We start from the raw sequence: 16,161 nt of genomic DNA, 5'->3' as shown, positions 1-16,161 counted from the left end.
CGTAGAAGTCCTCCAGCGCGCCGCGGTACCCGCCGGGGTGCGTGGTCGGCCCGGTCGTCAGGGGGTAGACCAGGGCCTCCTCGACCGTCCCGTCACGGAAGTAGCGGGCGGCGATCGACCGGGCGATGCTGCGGCCGTGGCGGGCGCTGTGGAACGCGACCACGTCGGCCTCCCGGATGAGCCGGGCCGCCTTGACCGTCACGAGTTCGGGGTCGCCGGGACCGAGGCCGACACCGTAGAGCTTGCCCGTCATTCTTCTTCGCTCGCAATCGCGTTGATAGCCGCCGCCGTCATGGCGCTCCCGCCGCGCCGGCCGCGCACCACGAGGTGCTCCAGATCCGTCGCGGCCAGCGCTTCCTTGGACTCCGCCGCCCCGATGAACCCGACCGGGATGCCCAGCACCGCGGCGGGGCGCGGGGCTCCGGCGGCGATCAGGTCGAGGAGGTGGAACAAGGCGGTGGGGGCGTTGCCGATCGCGACCACGGCGCCCTCGAAGCGGTCCGCGAGCAGCTCGAGCGCGGCGGCGCTGCGGGTGTTGCCGATCTCCCTCGCGCGCAGCGGGGTGCGCGGGTCCTGGAGGTAGCAGAGGACCTCGTTGTCCTTCGGCAGCCGGCGGCGCGTCACCCCGGACGCGACCATGTTGGCGTCGCACAGGATCGGCGCACCGGCCTGGAGCGCGGCGCGCGCGTCGCGGACGACGTCCGGCGAGAACGCGACGTCGTCCGGCAGGTCGGTCATGCCGCACGCGTGGATCATGCGGACGACGACTTTCGCGACGTCGCCGGGGAACCTGGTGAGGTCCGACTCCGCGCGGATGGTGGCGAAGGACTGGCGGTAGATCTCCGCCCCGTCCCTGATGTACTCCGTCACCTGATCTCCTCGTAGCCGCCGCCGGTCGCGACGAACTCGATCACATCGCCGGCGGGACGACCACACCGGCGTGAGCAACCCGACCAGTGCACGGGCCGCGAGTGCGGGGTCCCCAGCCAGGCGCGGGCGTCGGCGCGCACGTCCGACAACGACTTCGCGCAGCCCGGCCGTCCGGTGCACGCGCTCACGCCGTGCCACGGCGATGCGGGGTCGGTGATCAGGCCGGACGTGTCGGTGCCCGCCGGCACGACCAAGCTCCGCCACGGGGTCAGCCGCAGCGCGACGCCGGGCAGCTGGTGGGCGTCGAGACGGCCGAGCGGAACGCCTGGGGTCAAAGGTGAAGGTGCGACAGGAGTCACAGCCGGGGCGATGCGTTCCGAGGTGGCGGCCCCGAAGTGCGCGGTGATCTTTCGCACACCGTCGTCCACTTCGGACAGGCGCCACGCGGTGCCGCGCAGCTCCTGGAACAGCCGGGCGGCGGTGACGACGGCGTTGACGGGATCGTGAACTCGGACACCTGTATCGGTACCGGCCAGCAGGAGCACGTCCCCGACCAGCCCGAAGTCGCCGCCGAGGCCGCTCACCGCGGCGCCGGCCGTGACGAGGAACCTGCCCGGCAACGCGGCCAGCGACGGGTCCGCGCACAGCGCCGCGTCGATCTCGTCGACCAGCGCCTGGTTGTCCTCCAACGGCGCCGCGATGATGTTGCGGACGCGCTCGTGCGTCTCCGACGGCAACAGCCCCGCCGCACGCAACCGGGCACCCAGCTCCAGACCGTCCGTGACGCCCCTGAGCTGCAGGTTCGCCCGCGAGGTCAGCTCGATGACGCCGTTGCCGAGTTCCGCCGCGGCGGTGCGCACGACGTCCCACTGAGCGGCGGTGAGAGTGCCACCCGGCACGCGGACGCGTGCCAAGCCGCCGTCGGCCGCGGCGTGCAGCTCGACGGCGCCGGGGCAGGCATCCGGGTGACTACGCATAGGTCGGACTGTAACCCGCCGGTTAGGGTGAGCCCGAACGACGAAGCGCAGGAGGAAGCCGGTGCGAATCCGGCGCGGTCCCGCCACTGTGACCAGCGAACCCGCTGGGAGTCAGGAACTCCGCTTCGCCGCGACCCGCAACCTGGGGCGAGGACCCCACGAGGGATGGAGCCTGCGTGATCCTGCTGCTGTCGACCTCCGACACCGACCTGCTGTCGGCGCGTGCGAGCGGCGCCGAGTACCGGCTCGGCAACCCCGCGCGGCTCACCGCCGACGACCTGCCCGCCCTGGTCGACGGCGTCGGCCTCGTCCTCGTGCGCATCCTCGGCGGCCGCCGGATGTGGGAGGAGGGCCTCGACTGGCTGCTCGCGAGCGGCCTGCCCGTGGTCGTCCTCGGCGGTGAGATGCAGCCCGACGCCGCGCTCATGGAGCTGTCGACGGTGCCCGGCGGCGTCTGCGCGGAGGCGCACCTCTACCTCGCCCACGGCGGGCCCGCGAACCTCGCCGAGCTGCACAAGTTCCTCTCCGACACGATCCTGCTGACGGGCCACGGCTTCGAACGCCCGAAGGCCACGCCCACCTGGGGTGTGCTGGAACGCGAGCCGTCGGCGGCGGAGGGTCCGACGGTCGCGGTGCTCTACTACCGCGCGCACCACGTGGCCGGGAACACGGCGTTCGTGCACTCCCTGTGCGACGCGGTCGAGGAGAAGGGCGGCCGGGCGCTGCCCGTCTACTGCTCCTCGCTGCGCACCGCCGAGCCCGAGCTGCTCGACACGCTGCGCCAGGCCGACGCGCTGGTCGTCACGGTCCTCGCGGCCGGCGGCACGAACCCCGCCAAGGCGTCCGCCGGTGGCGACGACGACGCGTGGGACGTCGGTGCGCTGGCGGAGCTGGACGTGCCGATCCTGCAGGGGCTGTGCCTCACGTCCAGCCGCGAGACGTGGGACTCCAACGACGACGGACTGTCCCCTTTGGACACCGCGACCCAGGTGGCGATCCCCGAGTTCGACGGCCGGATCATCACCGTCCCGTTCTCCTTCAAGGAGATCGACGAAGACGGCCTCACGGTCTACGTGGCCGACCCGGAACGGGCGCTGCGCGTCGCCGGCATCGCGCTGCGCCACGGCCGCCTGCGCCACATCCCCGTCGCGGAGCGCAAGGTCGTCGTGATGCTGTCGGCGTACCCGACGAAGCACTCGCGCATCGGCAACGCCGTCGGCCTCGACACGCCCGCCTCCACCGTGCGACTGCTCAAGGCCATGCGGGAGCACGGGTACGACATCGGGAACGAGCTGCCGGGCGTCGACGAGCTCGACGGCGACAAGCTGATCCACGCCCTGATCGCCGCCGGCGGCCAGGACGCCGACTGGCTCACGCAGGAGCAGTTCGAGAGCAACCCGATCCGCATCGCCGCGGCCGACTACCGCGAGTTCTACGACACGCTGCCCGAGGACTTCCGCGAGTCGATGGAGGAGCACTGGGGCCCGGCGCCCGGTGAGCTGTTCGTCGACCGCAGCAGGTCGAAGGACGGCGAGATCGTCCTGGCCGCGCTGCGGTCCGGCAACGTCACCGTGGTCGTCCAGCCGCCGCGCGGGTTCGGCGAGAACCCGATCGCGATCTACCACGACCCCGACCTGCCGCCGTCGCACCACTACCTCGCGGCCTACCGGTGGATCGAGTCGAGCTTCGGCGCCGACGCCGTCGTGCACGTCGGCAAGCACGGCAACCTGGAGTGGTTGCCCGGCAAGACCGTCGGCATGTCGGCGTCCTGCGGCACGGACGCCGCCCTCGGCGACCTGCCGCTGATCTACCCGTTCCTCGTCAACGACCCCGGCGAGGGCACGCAGGCCAAGCGCCGCGCGCACGCCACCCTCGTCGACCACCTCGTGCCGCCGATGGCCCGCGCCGACAGCTACGGCGACATCGCGCGCCTGGAGCAGCTGCTCGACGAGTACGGGAACATCTCCGCGATGGACCCGGCCAAGGTGCCGGCGATCCGCGCGCAGATCTGGACGCTGATCAAGGCCGCGAAGCTCGACCACGACCTGGGGCTCGACGACCGGCCGCACGACGCGGAGTTCGACGAGTTCATCCTGCACGTCGACGGCTGGCTGTGCGAGGTCAAGGACGTCCAGATCCGCGACGGCCTGCACGTCCTCGGCGAGGCGCCGACCGGTTCCGTGCGCGTCAACCTCGTGCTCGCCATGCTGCAGGCGCGGCAGATGTGGGGCGGTCAGGTCGCCGCGCTGCCCGGTCTGCGCGAAGCCCTCGGTCTCACGACCACCGCCCGTGAAGACGTCGACGCCATCGAGGAAGAGGCACGCGCTCTCGTCCAGGCGATGGAGGACGCGGGCTGGAACGCCGAGACCGCCAAGACCTTGCACGAGTCGGCCGACGTGCAGAAGATCCTCGAGTTCGCCGCTCTGGAAGTGGTGCCACGACTGGCGCGCACCACGGACGAGATGACGAACGTCCTGCACGCGCTGGACGGCGGCTACATCCCGGCCGGCCCGTCCGGTTCCCCGTTGCGCGGCCTGGTGAACGTGCTGCCGACCGGCCGGAACTTCTACTCGGTCGACCCGAAGGCGATCCCGTCGCGCCTCGCGTGGGAGACCGGCCAGGCGATGGCCGACTCGTTGCTGGAGCGCTACCGGTCCGAGAACGACGGCGAGTGGCCGCCGTCGGTGGGCCTGTCGGTCTGGGGCACGTCCGCGATGCGCACGGCCGGCGACGACATCGCCGAGGTGTTCGCGCTGATGGGCGTGCGGCCGGTCTGGGACGACCAGTCCCGCCGCGTCACCGGGCTGGAGGTCGTCCCGCTGGAGGAGCTGGAACGGCCGCGCGTCGACGTGACGGTCCGGATCTCCGGGTTCTTCCGCGACGCCTTCCCGCACGTCGTGTCCCTCCTGGACGACGCGGTGCAGCTGGTGGCCGCGCTCGACGAGCCCGCCGAGCACAACTTCGTGCGGGCGCACATGCTCGCGGACCTCCAGGAGCACGGCGACGAGCGCAGGGCGACGCTGCGGATCTTCGGGTCCAAGCCGGGCGCGTACGGCGCGGGCGTGCTGCCGTTGATCGACAGCCGCAACTGGCGCGACTCGTCCGACATCGCCGAGGTGTACGCGGTGTGGGGCGGCTACGCCTACGGCCGCGGGGTCGACGGCGTCGCGGCGCGCGGGGACATGGAGTCGGCGTACCGGCGGATCGCGGTGGCGGCCAAGAACATCGACACCCGCGAGCACGACATCGCCGACTCGGACGACTACTTCCAGTACCACGGCGGCATGGTCACGATGGTGAAGGCGTTGACGGGCAAGGCACCCGCCGCGTACGTCGGCGACAGCACCCGCCCGGAAGCGGTGCGGACGCGGACTCTGACGGAGGAGACCTCGCGGATCTTCCGCGCCCGCGTGGTGAACCCGCGCTGGGTCGGGGCGATGCGCAACCACGGCTACAAGGGCGCGTTCGAGCTCCAGGCCACGGTCGAGTACCTGTTCGGCTACGACGCCACGACCGGTGTCGTCGCGGACTGGATGTACGAGAAGCTCACCGAGACCTACGTGCTCGACCCGGAGACCCGCAAGTTCCTCCAGACGTCGAACCCGTGGGCGTTGCACGGCATCGCCGAACGGCTGCTGGAGGCGGCCGAGCGCAAGATGTGGGAGCACCCGGAGGAGTCCACCCTGGACGCGCTGCGGGCGGCCTACCTGGAGACCGAGGGCGACCTGGAGGACGGCGTCTGACCCGCCGGCGCTCCTACGCCTTCACCGCTCCGAAGGCGTAGGAGCCGGGGGCCTCGGCGTCGTCACCGGCCCAGAACTCCATCCACAGCTGGACGAACTCGCGGCGCGACAGCCTGCCGTCGCCGTCGAGGTCGAGCCGCGCGAAGTCGACGGGGCCGTCGTGGCCGAGCCACGCGCGGATCATCGTGCGGTACTCGTCCTGCGAGACGTAGTCGTCGTTGTCCGCGTCGGCGGCGGCGGCGGAGAACATCGCGTCCGCCGTCCAGCGACACCCTGTCCCGGCCCGCCGCCGACCGCAGGGCGTCCCACCAGCCCATCATCACCTGCGACAGCTTCTCCTCGTCCCCGCCGCGCAGCTCCACCCAGCGCGCGGTGAGCGCCTCGAAGACCGGGGTGACCTCGTACCTCTGGAACTCGCTCGCCATGCGCAGAAGACAGGCCGGACGTCGCAGTGCGATCATCGGCCGAACGGGTCAGGACTAGTCCACGAACAGGGCATTCGACAGCTGCAGGCGGCCCGCGACCCCGAGCTTGCGGTAGATCCCCGACAGCGCCAGTTCGACGGCCTCCTCGGGGATGAGCAGCGTCGACGCGATCTCCTCGTCGGTGCGGCCGCGGGCGGCCAGCTCCGCCACCTGGTGCTCGGCCGGGGTCAGCGCGGTCGGCCCGGTCTGGCGCATCCGCCGGGGTCCGGCGTTCGTCGCCACCAGCTCGGAGTAGGCGCGCGCGGCCATCGCGGCGGATCCGCACTTCTGCGCCAGGTCCACCGCGTCCCGCAGGCACACCCGCGCACCGGCCGTGTCGCCCTGGCGTCGCACCACCACGCCGAGATCCACCAACGCGCGCGCCAGTTCCAGGCGGGCGGGGGAGTTCCGCAGCACCGCCACGGCTTCTTCGAGCAACGTCCGCCCGGCCGCGCCCGCGGTCACCCGGCCCTCCGCGCGCAACGCCATGCCCAACGCGCGCGGCGCACCCCAGGCCCGTGCCAGCGCGACCTCTTCGACCGCGAGCTCGCGCGCCCGTTCCGAGTCGCCGATCGCCGCGCAGGCCAGTGCCGCGCCCGACCGCCACGCCAGCGGCGCGGGGTTGCGGTACGGCCACTGCGCGCAGTGCCGGCCCGCGGCCAGGAACGCTTCCAGGGCCTCGTGATCGTCGCCCCGCGCGGTCAGCAGGCGGCCGCGCACGGTCAGCAGCCCGCCGTACTGCCACACGCGCCGGGCGCCGTCCGTCGACGAGGCGGTGATCAACGACTCGGCCTCGTCCAGCCGGCCCTCCTCCAGCAGGATGTCGGCCAGCAGCGCGGCGTGCCACGCCGAGACCGCGTGCCAGCGCCGGTCCTGCCGCAGGTGGTCCTCCGCCAGCTCCAGGTCGGCGCGGGCGGAGACGAGATCTCCCTTGCGGCGCTGGACGTTGCCGCGCATCACGTACGTCAGCGCCCGCAATGCCGGTGCCTGCGCGCGGTCCACGTCGTCGAGCACCGTCAGCGCCTCGTCCAGCGAGTCGGCGAGGTTCAGCGTCATCGCGGACGCCAGCGACGACAGCACGTCCCCGGCCGACACCCGTGCCACGGCCTCGGCCGCCGTGATGTCCCCGACCATGACGTGGTGCAGCACCCCGGCGGGCGTGTCGAGCGGGACCGGCGACGGCACGGCTTCCTGCCACGCCAGCCCGTGCACCACCAGATGTGCGCGCGCCCAGGGCGAACCGCCGGACAGCAACGCCGTCAGCCCGTCCGCGTTTCCCTCCGCGTGCAGGGCGTAGGACAGCGCCACGGCCGTCCGCTCGTCGTCCACATCGGACTGGAACGCCTCGCGCAGCCGTGCCGTGGCACCGGGCAGGTTGCCGACCAGCTCGGCGATTCCCAGCAGCCGCAACGCATGTCCGGGGTTCGCCACCGGTTCGCGCAGCGCCCGCCACAACAACCGCGCGGCACCGGCCGGGTCGCCCTGGTTCACCGCCTCCTGCGCGGCCCGGTCGAGCACCTCGCCCGCCCACGGCTCCAGTCCCGCCGACGTCTCCAGCAGGTGGTCGGCCACCGCCCGGTCCGGGGCGCCGTGCGCGCGCAACGAGCGGGCCGCCCGCAGGTGCAGGTCGGCACGCGCCGGCGCCGGCATGTCGTCGAGGACCGCGGGCCCGGCCACGCCGAGCAGCTCGACGGTCCGCACGGCCTCCGCCAGTTCCAGAGGGCTCAGCCGCGTCAGGTCCGCCAGCACACCGGGATGCGGGGACGGCCCGAGCGCCGCCAGGCAGTGCGCGACCGTCACGACGGCGGTGGGACGGCGGCGCAACCGGGCCGCGGTGATCCCGCCCAGCACCTCCGCGCCGCGTTCGGCGACCCGCCACGCGGACTCCGCGGTGGGCGGCACCCCGTCCTCCGCCAGCGCCGCCACCAGCCGCGTCACCGCCAACGGGTTCCCGCCGGTCGCGGTCACGCAGGCGGCGACGAACGCCCGGGAAGGAGTGCCGAGCGGCGACACCAGCTCGGCCACCGCGTCGTGGGACAGGGCGCCGAGCACGACCCGCCGGGACACCGCCGAGATCTCGCCGTGCGACGGGTCGTCGCACCGTTCCCCGGTGCCGACGGTCAGCACGACCGCGATGGGCAGGCCCTGCACCCGCAACGCCAGGTAGGCGAGCCAGCGCAGGGACGCGGCATCGGCCCAGTGGGCGTCGTCCACGACGACGAGCAGGTCCTCCCGGCCGGCCAGGGCGGCCGCGAGCCGGTAGACGCCGTGCAGCACGGCGAAGTCGGCGGCGGGCGCGGTGAGCTGCAACGCCCTCACCGCTTCCGCGGGCACGAGATCCGGGTCGACCAGGTCGAAGAGCTGGGCCACCACCCCGAACGGCAGGTCGCCGTCCAGTGCGCTGCACCGCGCCCGGACGACGGTGCCCTCCCAGTGCGCGACGAGGTCGTCGAGCACCGCGGTCTTGCCCGTGCCGGGGGCTCCCTCGACCACGGTGGTGGTGCCCGGCGTCACCTGTTCGCTGATTCCGGCACACCACGCTTTCCGCCGGTTTTCCACGATCTCTCCACAATCCGCGGCCGAAAGGATCAGCGGAATTGATGCTAGGAGAAAGAGCGCCGCTTGCCCAGGTAAAGCTGCCTGCGTCACGGGCGTCTCAACAGGGGTGCTGCACGTATGATCCCGCGGGCAACTACTCGAATGGGTAGCGGCAGCAGGGCGGCGCCCGCACGCGGTCATCCCAACGGCCCAGAGGTGCTGCCCCCGGCGGTCGCGGTGCGTGTCGTCGTGGTGCAGCAGGACTTGTTCTCCGCGACCGCGGAGCGAAAGGAAAATGGGTGTCGGGGAATCGTGACGGCGTGTTCCGCGGCCGTGGGGGAGAACGGGAGCTCCTGAGCGGGGTGCTCGACGCGGGCACCGGCGTGGTGCTCGTCGACGGCGCCGCCGGAACGGGCAAGACCCGGCTGCTGGCCGAGGCCGCCGCACTGGCCGCGCGCCGCGGGTTCGAGGTCGCCACCGCCCAGGACGAGCTGGACCAGCCGTTCCTGCTGGCACGACTGGCGGAACGCCGGCCGGACGGCCCGACGCTCGTCGTCCTCGACGACCTCCACCTGGCCGAGCCGGGAACCCTGGCGGCGCTGCGGTCCCTGGTGCCCGCCTCCACCCACGAGAAGGTCGTCTGGCTGCTCGCGCGCCGCCGCGGCGAGGGCGCCGACCGCCTGTTCGCCGCCGCGCTCGCCCGCGGGGCCGTGCGGATCGAGCTGCGGCCGTTGCCGGACACCGTGATCGCGGACCTGGTCGCCGACCTCGCCGGCGCCGCCCCCGACCACGACCTCCGCGCGCTGGCCGCCACGGCCAGGGGCAACCCGGCCGAGCTGACCGGTCTCCTGCGGGCCTTGCGCGAGGACGGCCAGATCGCGGTCGCCGCCGGGACCGCGTCGCTGCGCGCCGACCGCTCGCCGGTGCGCACCGAGGCGCTGCTGCGCGACCGCGTCGGATCGCTGGGCGGCAAGGCCAGGCACCTGCTGCAGGTCGCGTCCGTGCTCGGGCCGCGCTTCGAACCCGGTGACGTCGCGGAGATGCTGGCGTCCAGCACCGCGATCCTGCTGCCCGCGCTGGACGAGGTCATCGCCGCGGGCGTCGTGACGGCGCTGGAGGACGGGCTCGCGTTCCGGCACGAGCTGGTGTGGCGCCTGGTCGCCGACTCCGTGCCCCCGCCCGTGCGGCGCGCGCTGCACCGCGAGGCCGGCGAGATGTTGTTGAAGCGCGGTGACTCCGCGGTCCTGGCCGCCCGGCACCTGCTGCACGGCGCCCAGCGCGGCGACGCGCGGTCGATCGACGGGCTGGTGAGCGCCGCGACCGCCGTGCTGTTCACCGCACCCGACGCCGCGGCCGAACTCGCGGTGCGGGCGCTGGAGCTCACCGACCAGGCTTCCCCGTCGCTGGTGCGCCGCACGGTGATCGCGGTCCGCGCGCTCATCGCGGCCGGCAAGCTCGCCGCGGCGCAAGCGCTGGCGCAGGACGCGTTGGCGCGGCAGGTCTCCCCGGGCTCCACCGCGAAGCTGCGGCACTGCGTCGCCATGACGACGTTGCTGACCGCCCGGCACGCCGAGTCCGCCGGGCACTCCGAGGCGCTGCTGCACGAACCCGACCTGGTGCCGGAACTCATGCCGTGGGTGGAGATCACCCGCATGATGGCGTTGCTCGGCCACGACCGGCGCCGCGCGGAGGAGCTGGCCGAGAACGTGGTGCGCACCCACCAGGGGTCGCCCGACGACCTGCTGGCGACGGCGCTGGCGGTGCTCGCCGCCATCGCGCGGGACACCGGGCAGCCCGGCGCCGCACTGGACCTGGCCCGCGAGGCCGCGCGGTCCGTGACGTCGCACGACCTCTGCGCGTACCCGCAGCTGCTGCTCGCGACCGTGTTCTCCGGGCTGCGGGAGTTCGCCGAGGCCGAGGGAGTGGTGCGGCGGGCGCGCAGCGGGCCGTCCGCCGTGGTGACCAAGGGGATCATGACCGCGGTCGTGCAGGCCCGGATCCTGTTGCAGGCCGGGCGGGTCGAGGAGGCGGCCGTCGAGGCGCGCACCGCGCTGACCACGGCGGAGGAGACCGGGCACGCCGCACTGGTCGCGCCCGCGCTGACCGTGCTGGCGCTGGTCGCGCTCCACACCGGCGACCTGCCCGCCGCCGTCGAGCACGTCGAGCGCTGCCGCGAGAGCGTTCCCGCCGACGGGATCATGTTCTCCCGCGCCTACTACCAGTGGACCGACGTGCTGGTCACCCACGTCGGTTCGGGACTGGAGAAGGCACTGGGGCTGCTCGCCGACGAGTACCCGGACCTGGTGTCGTCCGGGCTCTTCGCCGAGGAGCCCCGCGCCGCCGGGTGGTTCGTGCGCCGGGCGCTGGAGGCGGGGGACGTCGGGCTCGCCAAGTCCGTCGTCGGCCGGGCCGAGCAGCTGGCCGCGGACAACCCCGGTTTCGGCGCGGTGGCGGCGGCCGCGCTGCACGCCCGCGGTCTGTTCGACGCGGACCCCGCGGTGCTGGAACTGGCCGCGCAGCAGCACGTGGACGTGTGGGCGCGGGCCAACGCGGCCGAGGACCTCGGCGTGCTGCTGGACGACCGCGCCGCGGCGGTGCGGTGGCTGGAGACCGCGCTCGGGCTCTACCGGGAGATCGGCGCGTCCCGCGACAGCGCCCGCGTGCTGGGACGGCTGCGCAAGCTCGGCCGCCGGCGCCGGGCCGAACCCGCGCGCCCCGCGTCCGGATGGTCCAGTCTGGACGACACCGAACGGGCTATCGCGAACCTCGTCGCCAAGGGCCAGACCAACCGGCAGATCTCCACGCAGCTCTTCATGTCACCGCACACGGTGAACTTCCACCTGCGCAAGATCTTCCGGAAGCTCGGGATCAGCTCTCGCGTCGAGCTGGTGATGAGGTCGCGGGACGAGCGGTGAGCCGCTTGGCCTGACGCCGCAGCTGCAGGATCCGCGCGGCGCCGACGACCGCGACCAGCAGCGCGCCGCCGATCGCCCCGAACAGCAGCGCGACCCCCAGCGGGAGGCTGAACTCGCCCCACAGGAAGTGGATCGTCGTGCTGCCGAGGTTCTGCAGGATGAACACCAGCAGGAAGATCAGCACGACGATCGCCACCAGCACGGCGACCCAGGTGCCGCTGATCCTGGTGGGCCGCGTCGACTTCGGCCGCGCCGGCTCCGTCAGGTCCGCCGGGGCGGACGACGGGGGGAGGGTGGACGGCGGTGCGCTCGGCCGCCCGGCCGGGATCGGCTCGGTGACCGGCGCGTTCGGGGTCTCGTCGCTGGAAGTCGCCACGGGGGAATTATCGGCGACCCCAGCGCATCCCGCAGGCTGGCGAACGGGCGACTACAACCGGCGCAGGCCGGACAGAACCCGTTCGAGCAGCGCCATGTTCGGCTTGTCGCCCGGCTCGTGCACGGCGACCAGGTTCAACGTGATCAGGTCGCTCAGCAGCACCCGCGTGACACCGAGCGGGATCTTCATCAGCGCCGAGATCTCGGCGACCGACCGCGGCTGCAGGCACAGCCGCATCATCGCCGCCTGGTCGTTGTTCGCGCGGTACAGCCGTTCCTCGTCCGTCGAGAGCAACGTCTCGAGGCGGAGGTCGTGCCGCGCCGCGGTCCTGCCGCCCGTGCGGGCGTAGGGACGGATGAGCGAGCTGTCCCGCGCGGGGACGCTGGGCGGTTCTTCTTCCTGCATCGGCCACTCCGGTGGCGGCTCCGGTGGGCGTTGGCGCAACGGTTGCTGACGGGGCAGCTGCTGGGTCTCCGAGCCGTAGGAGTCACCTAGCCCGTCCGAGCTCAGCCATCTGCTGGCGGCCGGGGCTCCGAAACGCGCCCCGGTGTAACCGATTTCCGTCGCTTCCTCGTCGTGCACGTGCTCAAGCTATAACGAAGTCGCCCAAATGTATGTCGATCACGTTGCCTTTTTGTCACCCAGATCGAATCTGACCTGGATCGCAGTGCCCGACGACGTCGTTTGGGTGCGGACAAGGTCGGCCAAACGGTTGACAAGCAACAGACCGCGACCGCCTGGTTCGTTTGCGTGAACAGGGGTGCGTCCGGCCAGAACATCGGTGATGTGACCGTTGTCGTTGACTTGGCAAACAATGCTTTCGTTTTCCGTCCACACGCGAACCGTGCTCTCGCCGCCGCCGTGCCGCACGCTGTTGGTCGCGAGCTCGGTGACGGCCAGCGCGAAGTCGTCGAGCCGCTCGGGTGCGAGCCCGAGCCTCATCGCCTGCTCACGCGCGAACGCCCGCACCGCCGCCATCGCGCCGGCGCCCACCGACGTGCTCGCCGCGTCCACCGGGATCACCAGCGGGAGCGAGTGCGCGGCGACGACCACCCGTGCGGGGTGGAAGTGGTCGCTGGGACGGTGCCCACCCGCGTCGATCACGACCGGATGGGTTTTTTCCGCGTCAGCCAGAACATCGTGACTGAGTGACGAAGTGTCGTACGGGCACAGGATGCTCAGGTCGCGCCCGCTGAACGCGTAGTTGACCAAGGCCTCGTGCAGCGAGCACGCCGGGTACTCGACCTCGGAACGCCGGTCCCACACCTGTTCGCTGATGATCCGGACGGCCCCGCGGTGCCGGTCGGCGAACGCGCGGAGCTCGGGGATGATCCGGCCGGGGTTGCGGCCGGTGTCCGCCATGTCGACGAAGGTCACGAGGTGCGCGAACCCGCTCAGCGCCTCCCTGAGCAGCTGGAGGTTCCTGCTGGGCACCGCCACGGCGACGGGTTCGGCGTTCGCCAGACCCTCCACCACGAAGGGCACGGTCCCGTCGACGTAGGACTCCTCGTCGGAGTAGAACAGCGCCGGATGTGCGAACGTCATGAGCCACCTCTCGTCAACGTCCCAGGATGCTCGTCCCGGCCGTTGCTCAAACCATCATTTCTTGACCCTCACACCGTGTCAGCCCCTACACAGGAGCAGTCATGTTCACCATCGGAGACTTCGCCCACCTCGGGCGCGTGTCGGTGCGGATGCTGCGCCACTACGACGCGGTCGGTCTGCTCCTGCCCGCGCAGGTGGACCCGTCGAGCGGCTACCGCTTCTACACCGCCGCCCAGCTGCACCGGCTCAACCGCCTGATCGCCCTGAAGGACCTCGGCCTGACGCTCGAACAGGTGCGCGTCGTGCTCGACGAAGAGCTGTCCGCCGAGCAACTGCACGGCATGCTGTCGTTGCGGCGGGCCGAGCTGCGGCAGCAGATCCTGGCGGACTCGTCGAGGCTGCGCCGGGTCGAGGCACGTCTCCGCGCCATAGAGAGGGAGGGCTCCATGCCCACCGACGAGATCGTCGTGAAGGCCGTACCCGCCGTCCGCGTCGCCCGCCTGAGCGCCACCGCCGCGTCCTACGGCCCCGAGGACATCGGCCCGGTCATCCAGCCGCTGTACCCGCAGCTGTTCGAACGCCTGGGCCGCGCCGGGGTCCCGCCGTGCGGCCACGGCATCGCCACCTACGAGCCCGCCGCCGGCGACGAGGTGCTCGTGCACGCCGGGGTGACCGTCGACGTCGAGCCGTCTCCCTCGTACGACTTCGAGGTGGTCGACCTGCCCGCGCTTGGTGAAGCGGCGACGATCGTGCACCACGGCTCGATGGACGACGTCGACGTGACGTACCAGGCCGTCGCGGCGTGGATCGAGGCCAACGGGTACAAGCAGAACGGGTTCGCGCGGGAGGTGTACCTGAACTACGGGCAAGGCGACCCGGCGGACTGGGTGACGGAGCTCCAGCTGGAGATCACCAAGCCGTAGCCGGTCGCAGTCGTCGTGGCGCGGCCGGATCAGTGGTCGTCGGAGTGGATGCGCCGGTGCAGCGACTCCATCCGCTCGTCCAGCTGCGACGCGATCATCGCCGACGACATCAGCTCGTCCACGAAGTCCGCGGGCGGGCTGTCGTCGTACTTGTAGAACAGCTTGTGCTCCAGGGTCGCCCAGAAGTCCATGGCGATGGTCCGCAGCTGCACCTCGACCTTGACGTGCTCGACCCGGTCCGACAGGAACACCGGGATCCGCACGATGAGGTGCAGGCTGCGGTACCCGTTCGGCTTCGGGTTCGCGACGTAGTCCTTGGTGTGCAGGATCTCCACGTCGTGCTGGCGCGCGAGCATCGCCGAGACGCGGTAGACGTCCGACACGAACGGGCAGATGACGCGCACGCCCGCGATGTCGTCCAGCACCTCGCCGATCGCGTCGAGGTCGAGTGGAAAACCCTTGCGCCGCAGCTTCTCCAGGATGCCTTCGGGCTTCTTGACGCGGTTGGTGATGTGCTCGATCGGGTCGTGCCGGTGGACCGAGTCGAACTCCTCGCTCAGGATGCGGAGCTTCGTCATGAGCTCCTCGATCGCGAACTTGTAGACGAGCAGGCGCCGTTCGAGGTCGCGCAGGAGGCTCAGGTCGTCGGCCAGGTCGGTCACCACACCAGGGTACTGATCACGCGGACCCGAACCGCGCCACGGCTTCGGGGGCGTAGCCGTAGAAGCCGGGAAGACCACCCGTGTGGAGGAACACGACGGGCACCTCGCTCGTGGCGGCGATCTCGCGCAGCTTCACCGCCGCCTTGCCCGTGTAGACCGGGTCGAGGAGCACGCCCTCGGTCTCCGCGAACAGCTTCAGCACGTCCCACATCTCTGGCGTCGGCACGCCGTAGCCGGGTCCGACGGTGTCGTCGGTGACGGTGACGTGCGCCAGCCGCGGCGCGGGTTCGCCGAGCAGGCCGGCGGCGTCGGTCGTGAGGATCTCCAGCGTCTGGAGGGCGTCCGCGGCGGTGTGGGACACGCTCACCGCGCGGACCTCGCCGGGCCAGCCGAGCAGTTCGGTGCCCAGCGCGATGCCCGCCGCCGTGGCGCCGCTGCCGTCCGGGACGACGAGGGTGGCGTTGTCTATGCCGCGCTCACCGAGCTGGCCCAGCAGTTCGGCGGCCGCGGCGACGTAGCCGAGGGTGCCGAGGCCGTTCGACCCGCCGATGGGCAGGGTGGCGGCCTTGGCGTGGTTGACCTTCTCGTACACCGCCGCGGTCTCGTCGGCGTCCGCGCAGACGTGGACGTTCGCGCCGAACATGTGGTCCAGCACGATGTTGCCGGAGTGCTCGTACGAGTCACCGGACATCGGCACCCTGGCCGTCAGGACGAGCTCGCACCTGAGCCCGAGCTTCGCGCACGCGGCGGCGGTCTGGCGGCCGTGGTTGGTCTGCAGCGCGCCGAACGTGATGATCGTGTCCGCGCCGTCCTCCAGCGCCCGCCCGAGCAGGAACTCGAGCTTGCGCAGCTTGTTGCCGCCCGCGCCGAGACCGTTGACGTCGTCGCGCTTGAGCAGGACCGGCGCGCCGCCGAGCGCGGCCGTGAGCCTCGGGGCGTCGTCGAGCGGGGTCGGCCAGCTGCCCAGGGCGACTCGGGGGAACGCGCTCAGGTCCATGACCCGAGCTTAATACTGCAACGGCACTTATGTGAGCGGGTAGCCGCGTCGTTTGTAGTGGCTGAGGCGGGCTTGGTGTTGGCGTCGTCGGCGCCAGCACGACCAGGACCAGACATGGTCGACGTTGGTGGGCGGCCGCAGGACCAGGCTG

13 protein-coding genes and 1 riboswitch are annotated in these 16,161 nt (G+C 72.0%); of the genes, 3 read left to right on the top strand and 10 right to left on the bottom strand.

Annotated elements, in window-relative coordinates:
* The 3 genes from VF330_RS30145 to VF330_RS30135 all read right to left on the bottom strand — a co-directional run.
* A partial coding sequence (locus VF330_RS30145; RefSeq protein ID WP_330855081.1) for an SAM-dependent methyltransferase occupies positions 1-253 on the bottom strand: 253 nt, incomplete at its 3' end.
* Positions 250-870, bottom strand: a complete 621-nt coding sequence (locus VF330_RS30140) for a precorrin-8X methylmutase (protein WP_330855080.1) — start codon at positions 868-870, stop codon at positions 250-252. The genes VF330_RS30145 and VF330_RS30140, both read right to left, overlap by 4 nt.
* Entirely contained in the window at positions 867-1,847 is a 981-nt protein-coding gene (locus VF330_RS30135; protein ID WP_330855079.1) for a hypothetical protein, read from the bottom strand. Before VF330_RS30135 ends, VF330_RS30140 begins: the two co-directional genes overlap by 4 nt.
* Before the next feature lie 38 nt (positions 1,848-1,885).
* A riboswitch (adenosylcobalamin (AdoCbl) riboswitch) is annotated at positions 1,886-1,978 on the top strand.
* A 45-nt stretch (positions 1,979-2,023) separates the two neighbouring features.
* Between VF330_RS30135 and cobN the strand changes: the two genes are divergently transcribed.
* Entirely contained in the window at positions 2,024-5,590 is a 3,567-nt protein-coding gene (gene cobN, locus VF330_RS30130; RefSeq protein ID WP_330855078.1) for a cobaltochelatase subunit CobN, read from the top strand.
* Between the two features lie 13 nt (positions 5,591-5,603).
* On the opposite strand, the gene VF330_RS30125 is transcribed toward cobN, so the two are convergent.
* Entirely contained in the window at positions 5,604-5,840 is a 237-nt protein-coding gene (locus VF330_RS30125; RefSeq protein WP_330855077.1) for a hypothetical protein, read from the bottom strand.
* 229 nt (positions 5,841-6,069) lie between these two features.
* Entirely contained in the window at positions 6,070-8,568 is a 2,499-nt protein-coding gene (locus tag VF330_RS30120; RefSeq protein WP_330855076.1) for an ATP-binding protein, read from the bottom strand.
* Positions 8,569-8,891: 323 nt separating this feature from the next.
* Between VF330_RS30120 and VF330_RS30115 the strand changes: the two genes are divergently transcribed.
* Entirely contained in the window at positions 8,892-11,507 is a 2,616-nt protein-coding gene (locus VF330_RS30115) for a helix-turn-helix transcriptional regulator (RefSeq protein ID WP_330855075.1), read from the top strand.
* Here VF330_RS30115 and VF330_RS30110 read toward each other — a convergent pair.
* The 3 genes from VF330_RS30110 to VF330_RS30100 form a co-directional block, all read right to left on the bottom strand.
* The gene (locus tag VF330_RS30110; protein WP_330855074.1) at positions 11,461-11,883 is read right to left on the bottom strand and encodes a LapA family protein; all 423 of its coding nucleotides are present in this window, start codon (positions 11,881-11,883) and stop codon (positions 11,461-11,463) included. The genes VF330_RS30115 and VF330_RS30110 overlap by 47 nt on opposite strands.
* A 51-nt stretch (positions 11,884-11,934) precedes the next feature.
* Positions 11,935-12,288: a DUF742 domain-containing protein gene (locus VF330_RS30105; protein ID WP_330855073.1), complete on the bottom strand. Its 354-nt coding sequence runs from the start codon at positions 12,286-12,288 to the stop codon at positions 11,935-11,937.
* Between the two features lie 216 nt (positions 12,289-12,504).
* A complete protein-coding gene (locus tag VF330_RS30100) occupies positions 12,505-13,428 on the bottom strand; it encodes a sensor histidine kinase (RefSeq protein WP_330855072.1) in 924 nt (307 codons plus the stop codon).
* A gap of 101 nt (positions 13,429-13,529) precedes the next feature.
* On the opposite strand from VF330_RS30100, the gene VF330_RS30095 reads away from it, so the two are divergent.
* Complete coding sequence (locus tag VF330_RS30095; RefSeq protein WP_330855071.1) at positions 13,530-14,351, top strand: MerR family transcriptional regulator; 822 nt, start codon at positions 13,530-13,532, stop codon at positions 14,349-14,351.
* Between the two features lie 29 nt (positions 14,352-14,380).
* On the opposite strand, the gene VF330_RS30090 is transcribed toward VF330_RS30095, so the two are convergent.
* Together VF330_RS30090 and VF330_RS30085 are read right to left on the bottom strand one after the other, a co-directional pair.
* Entirely contained in the window at positions 14,381-15,013 is a 633-nt protein-coding gene (locus VF330_RS30090) for a GTP pyrophosphokinase family protein (protein ID WP_330855070.1), read from the bottom strand.
* Positions 15,014-15,029: 16 nt separating this feature from the next.
* Positions 15,030-16,010: a D-cysteine desulfhydrase family protein gene (locus VF330_RS30085; RefSeq protein WP_330855069.1), complete on the bottom strand. Its 981-nt coding sequence runs from the start codon at positions 16,008-16,010 to the stop codon at positions 15,030-15,032.
* Positions 16,011-16,161 lie beyond the last annotated feature (151 nt).

The organism is Lentzea sp. (genome assembly GCF_036380075.1).
Lineage (GTDB): Bacteria > Actinomycetota > Actinomycetes > Mycobacteriales > Pseudonocardiaceae > Lentzea.
Note: the sequence above shows the minus strand (reverse complement) of the source record. Positions and strands in the feature narration are given on the sequence as shown.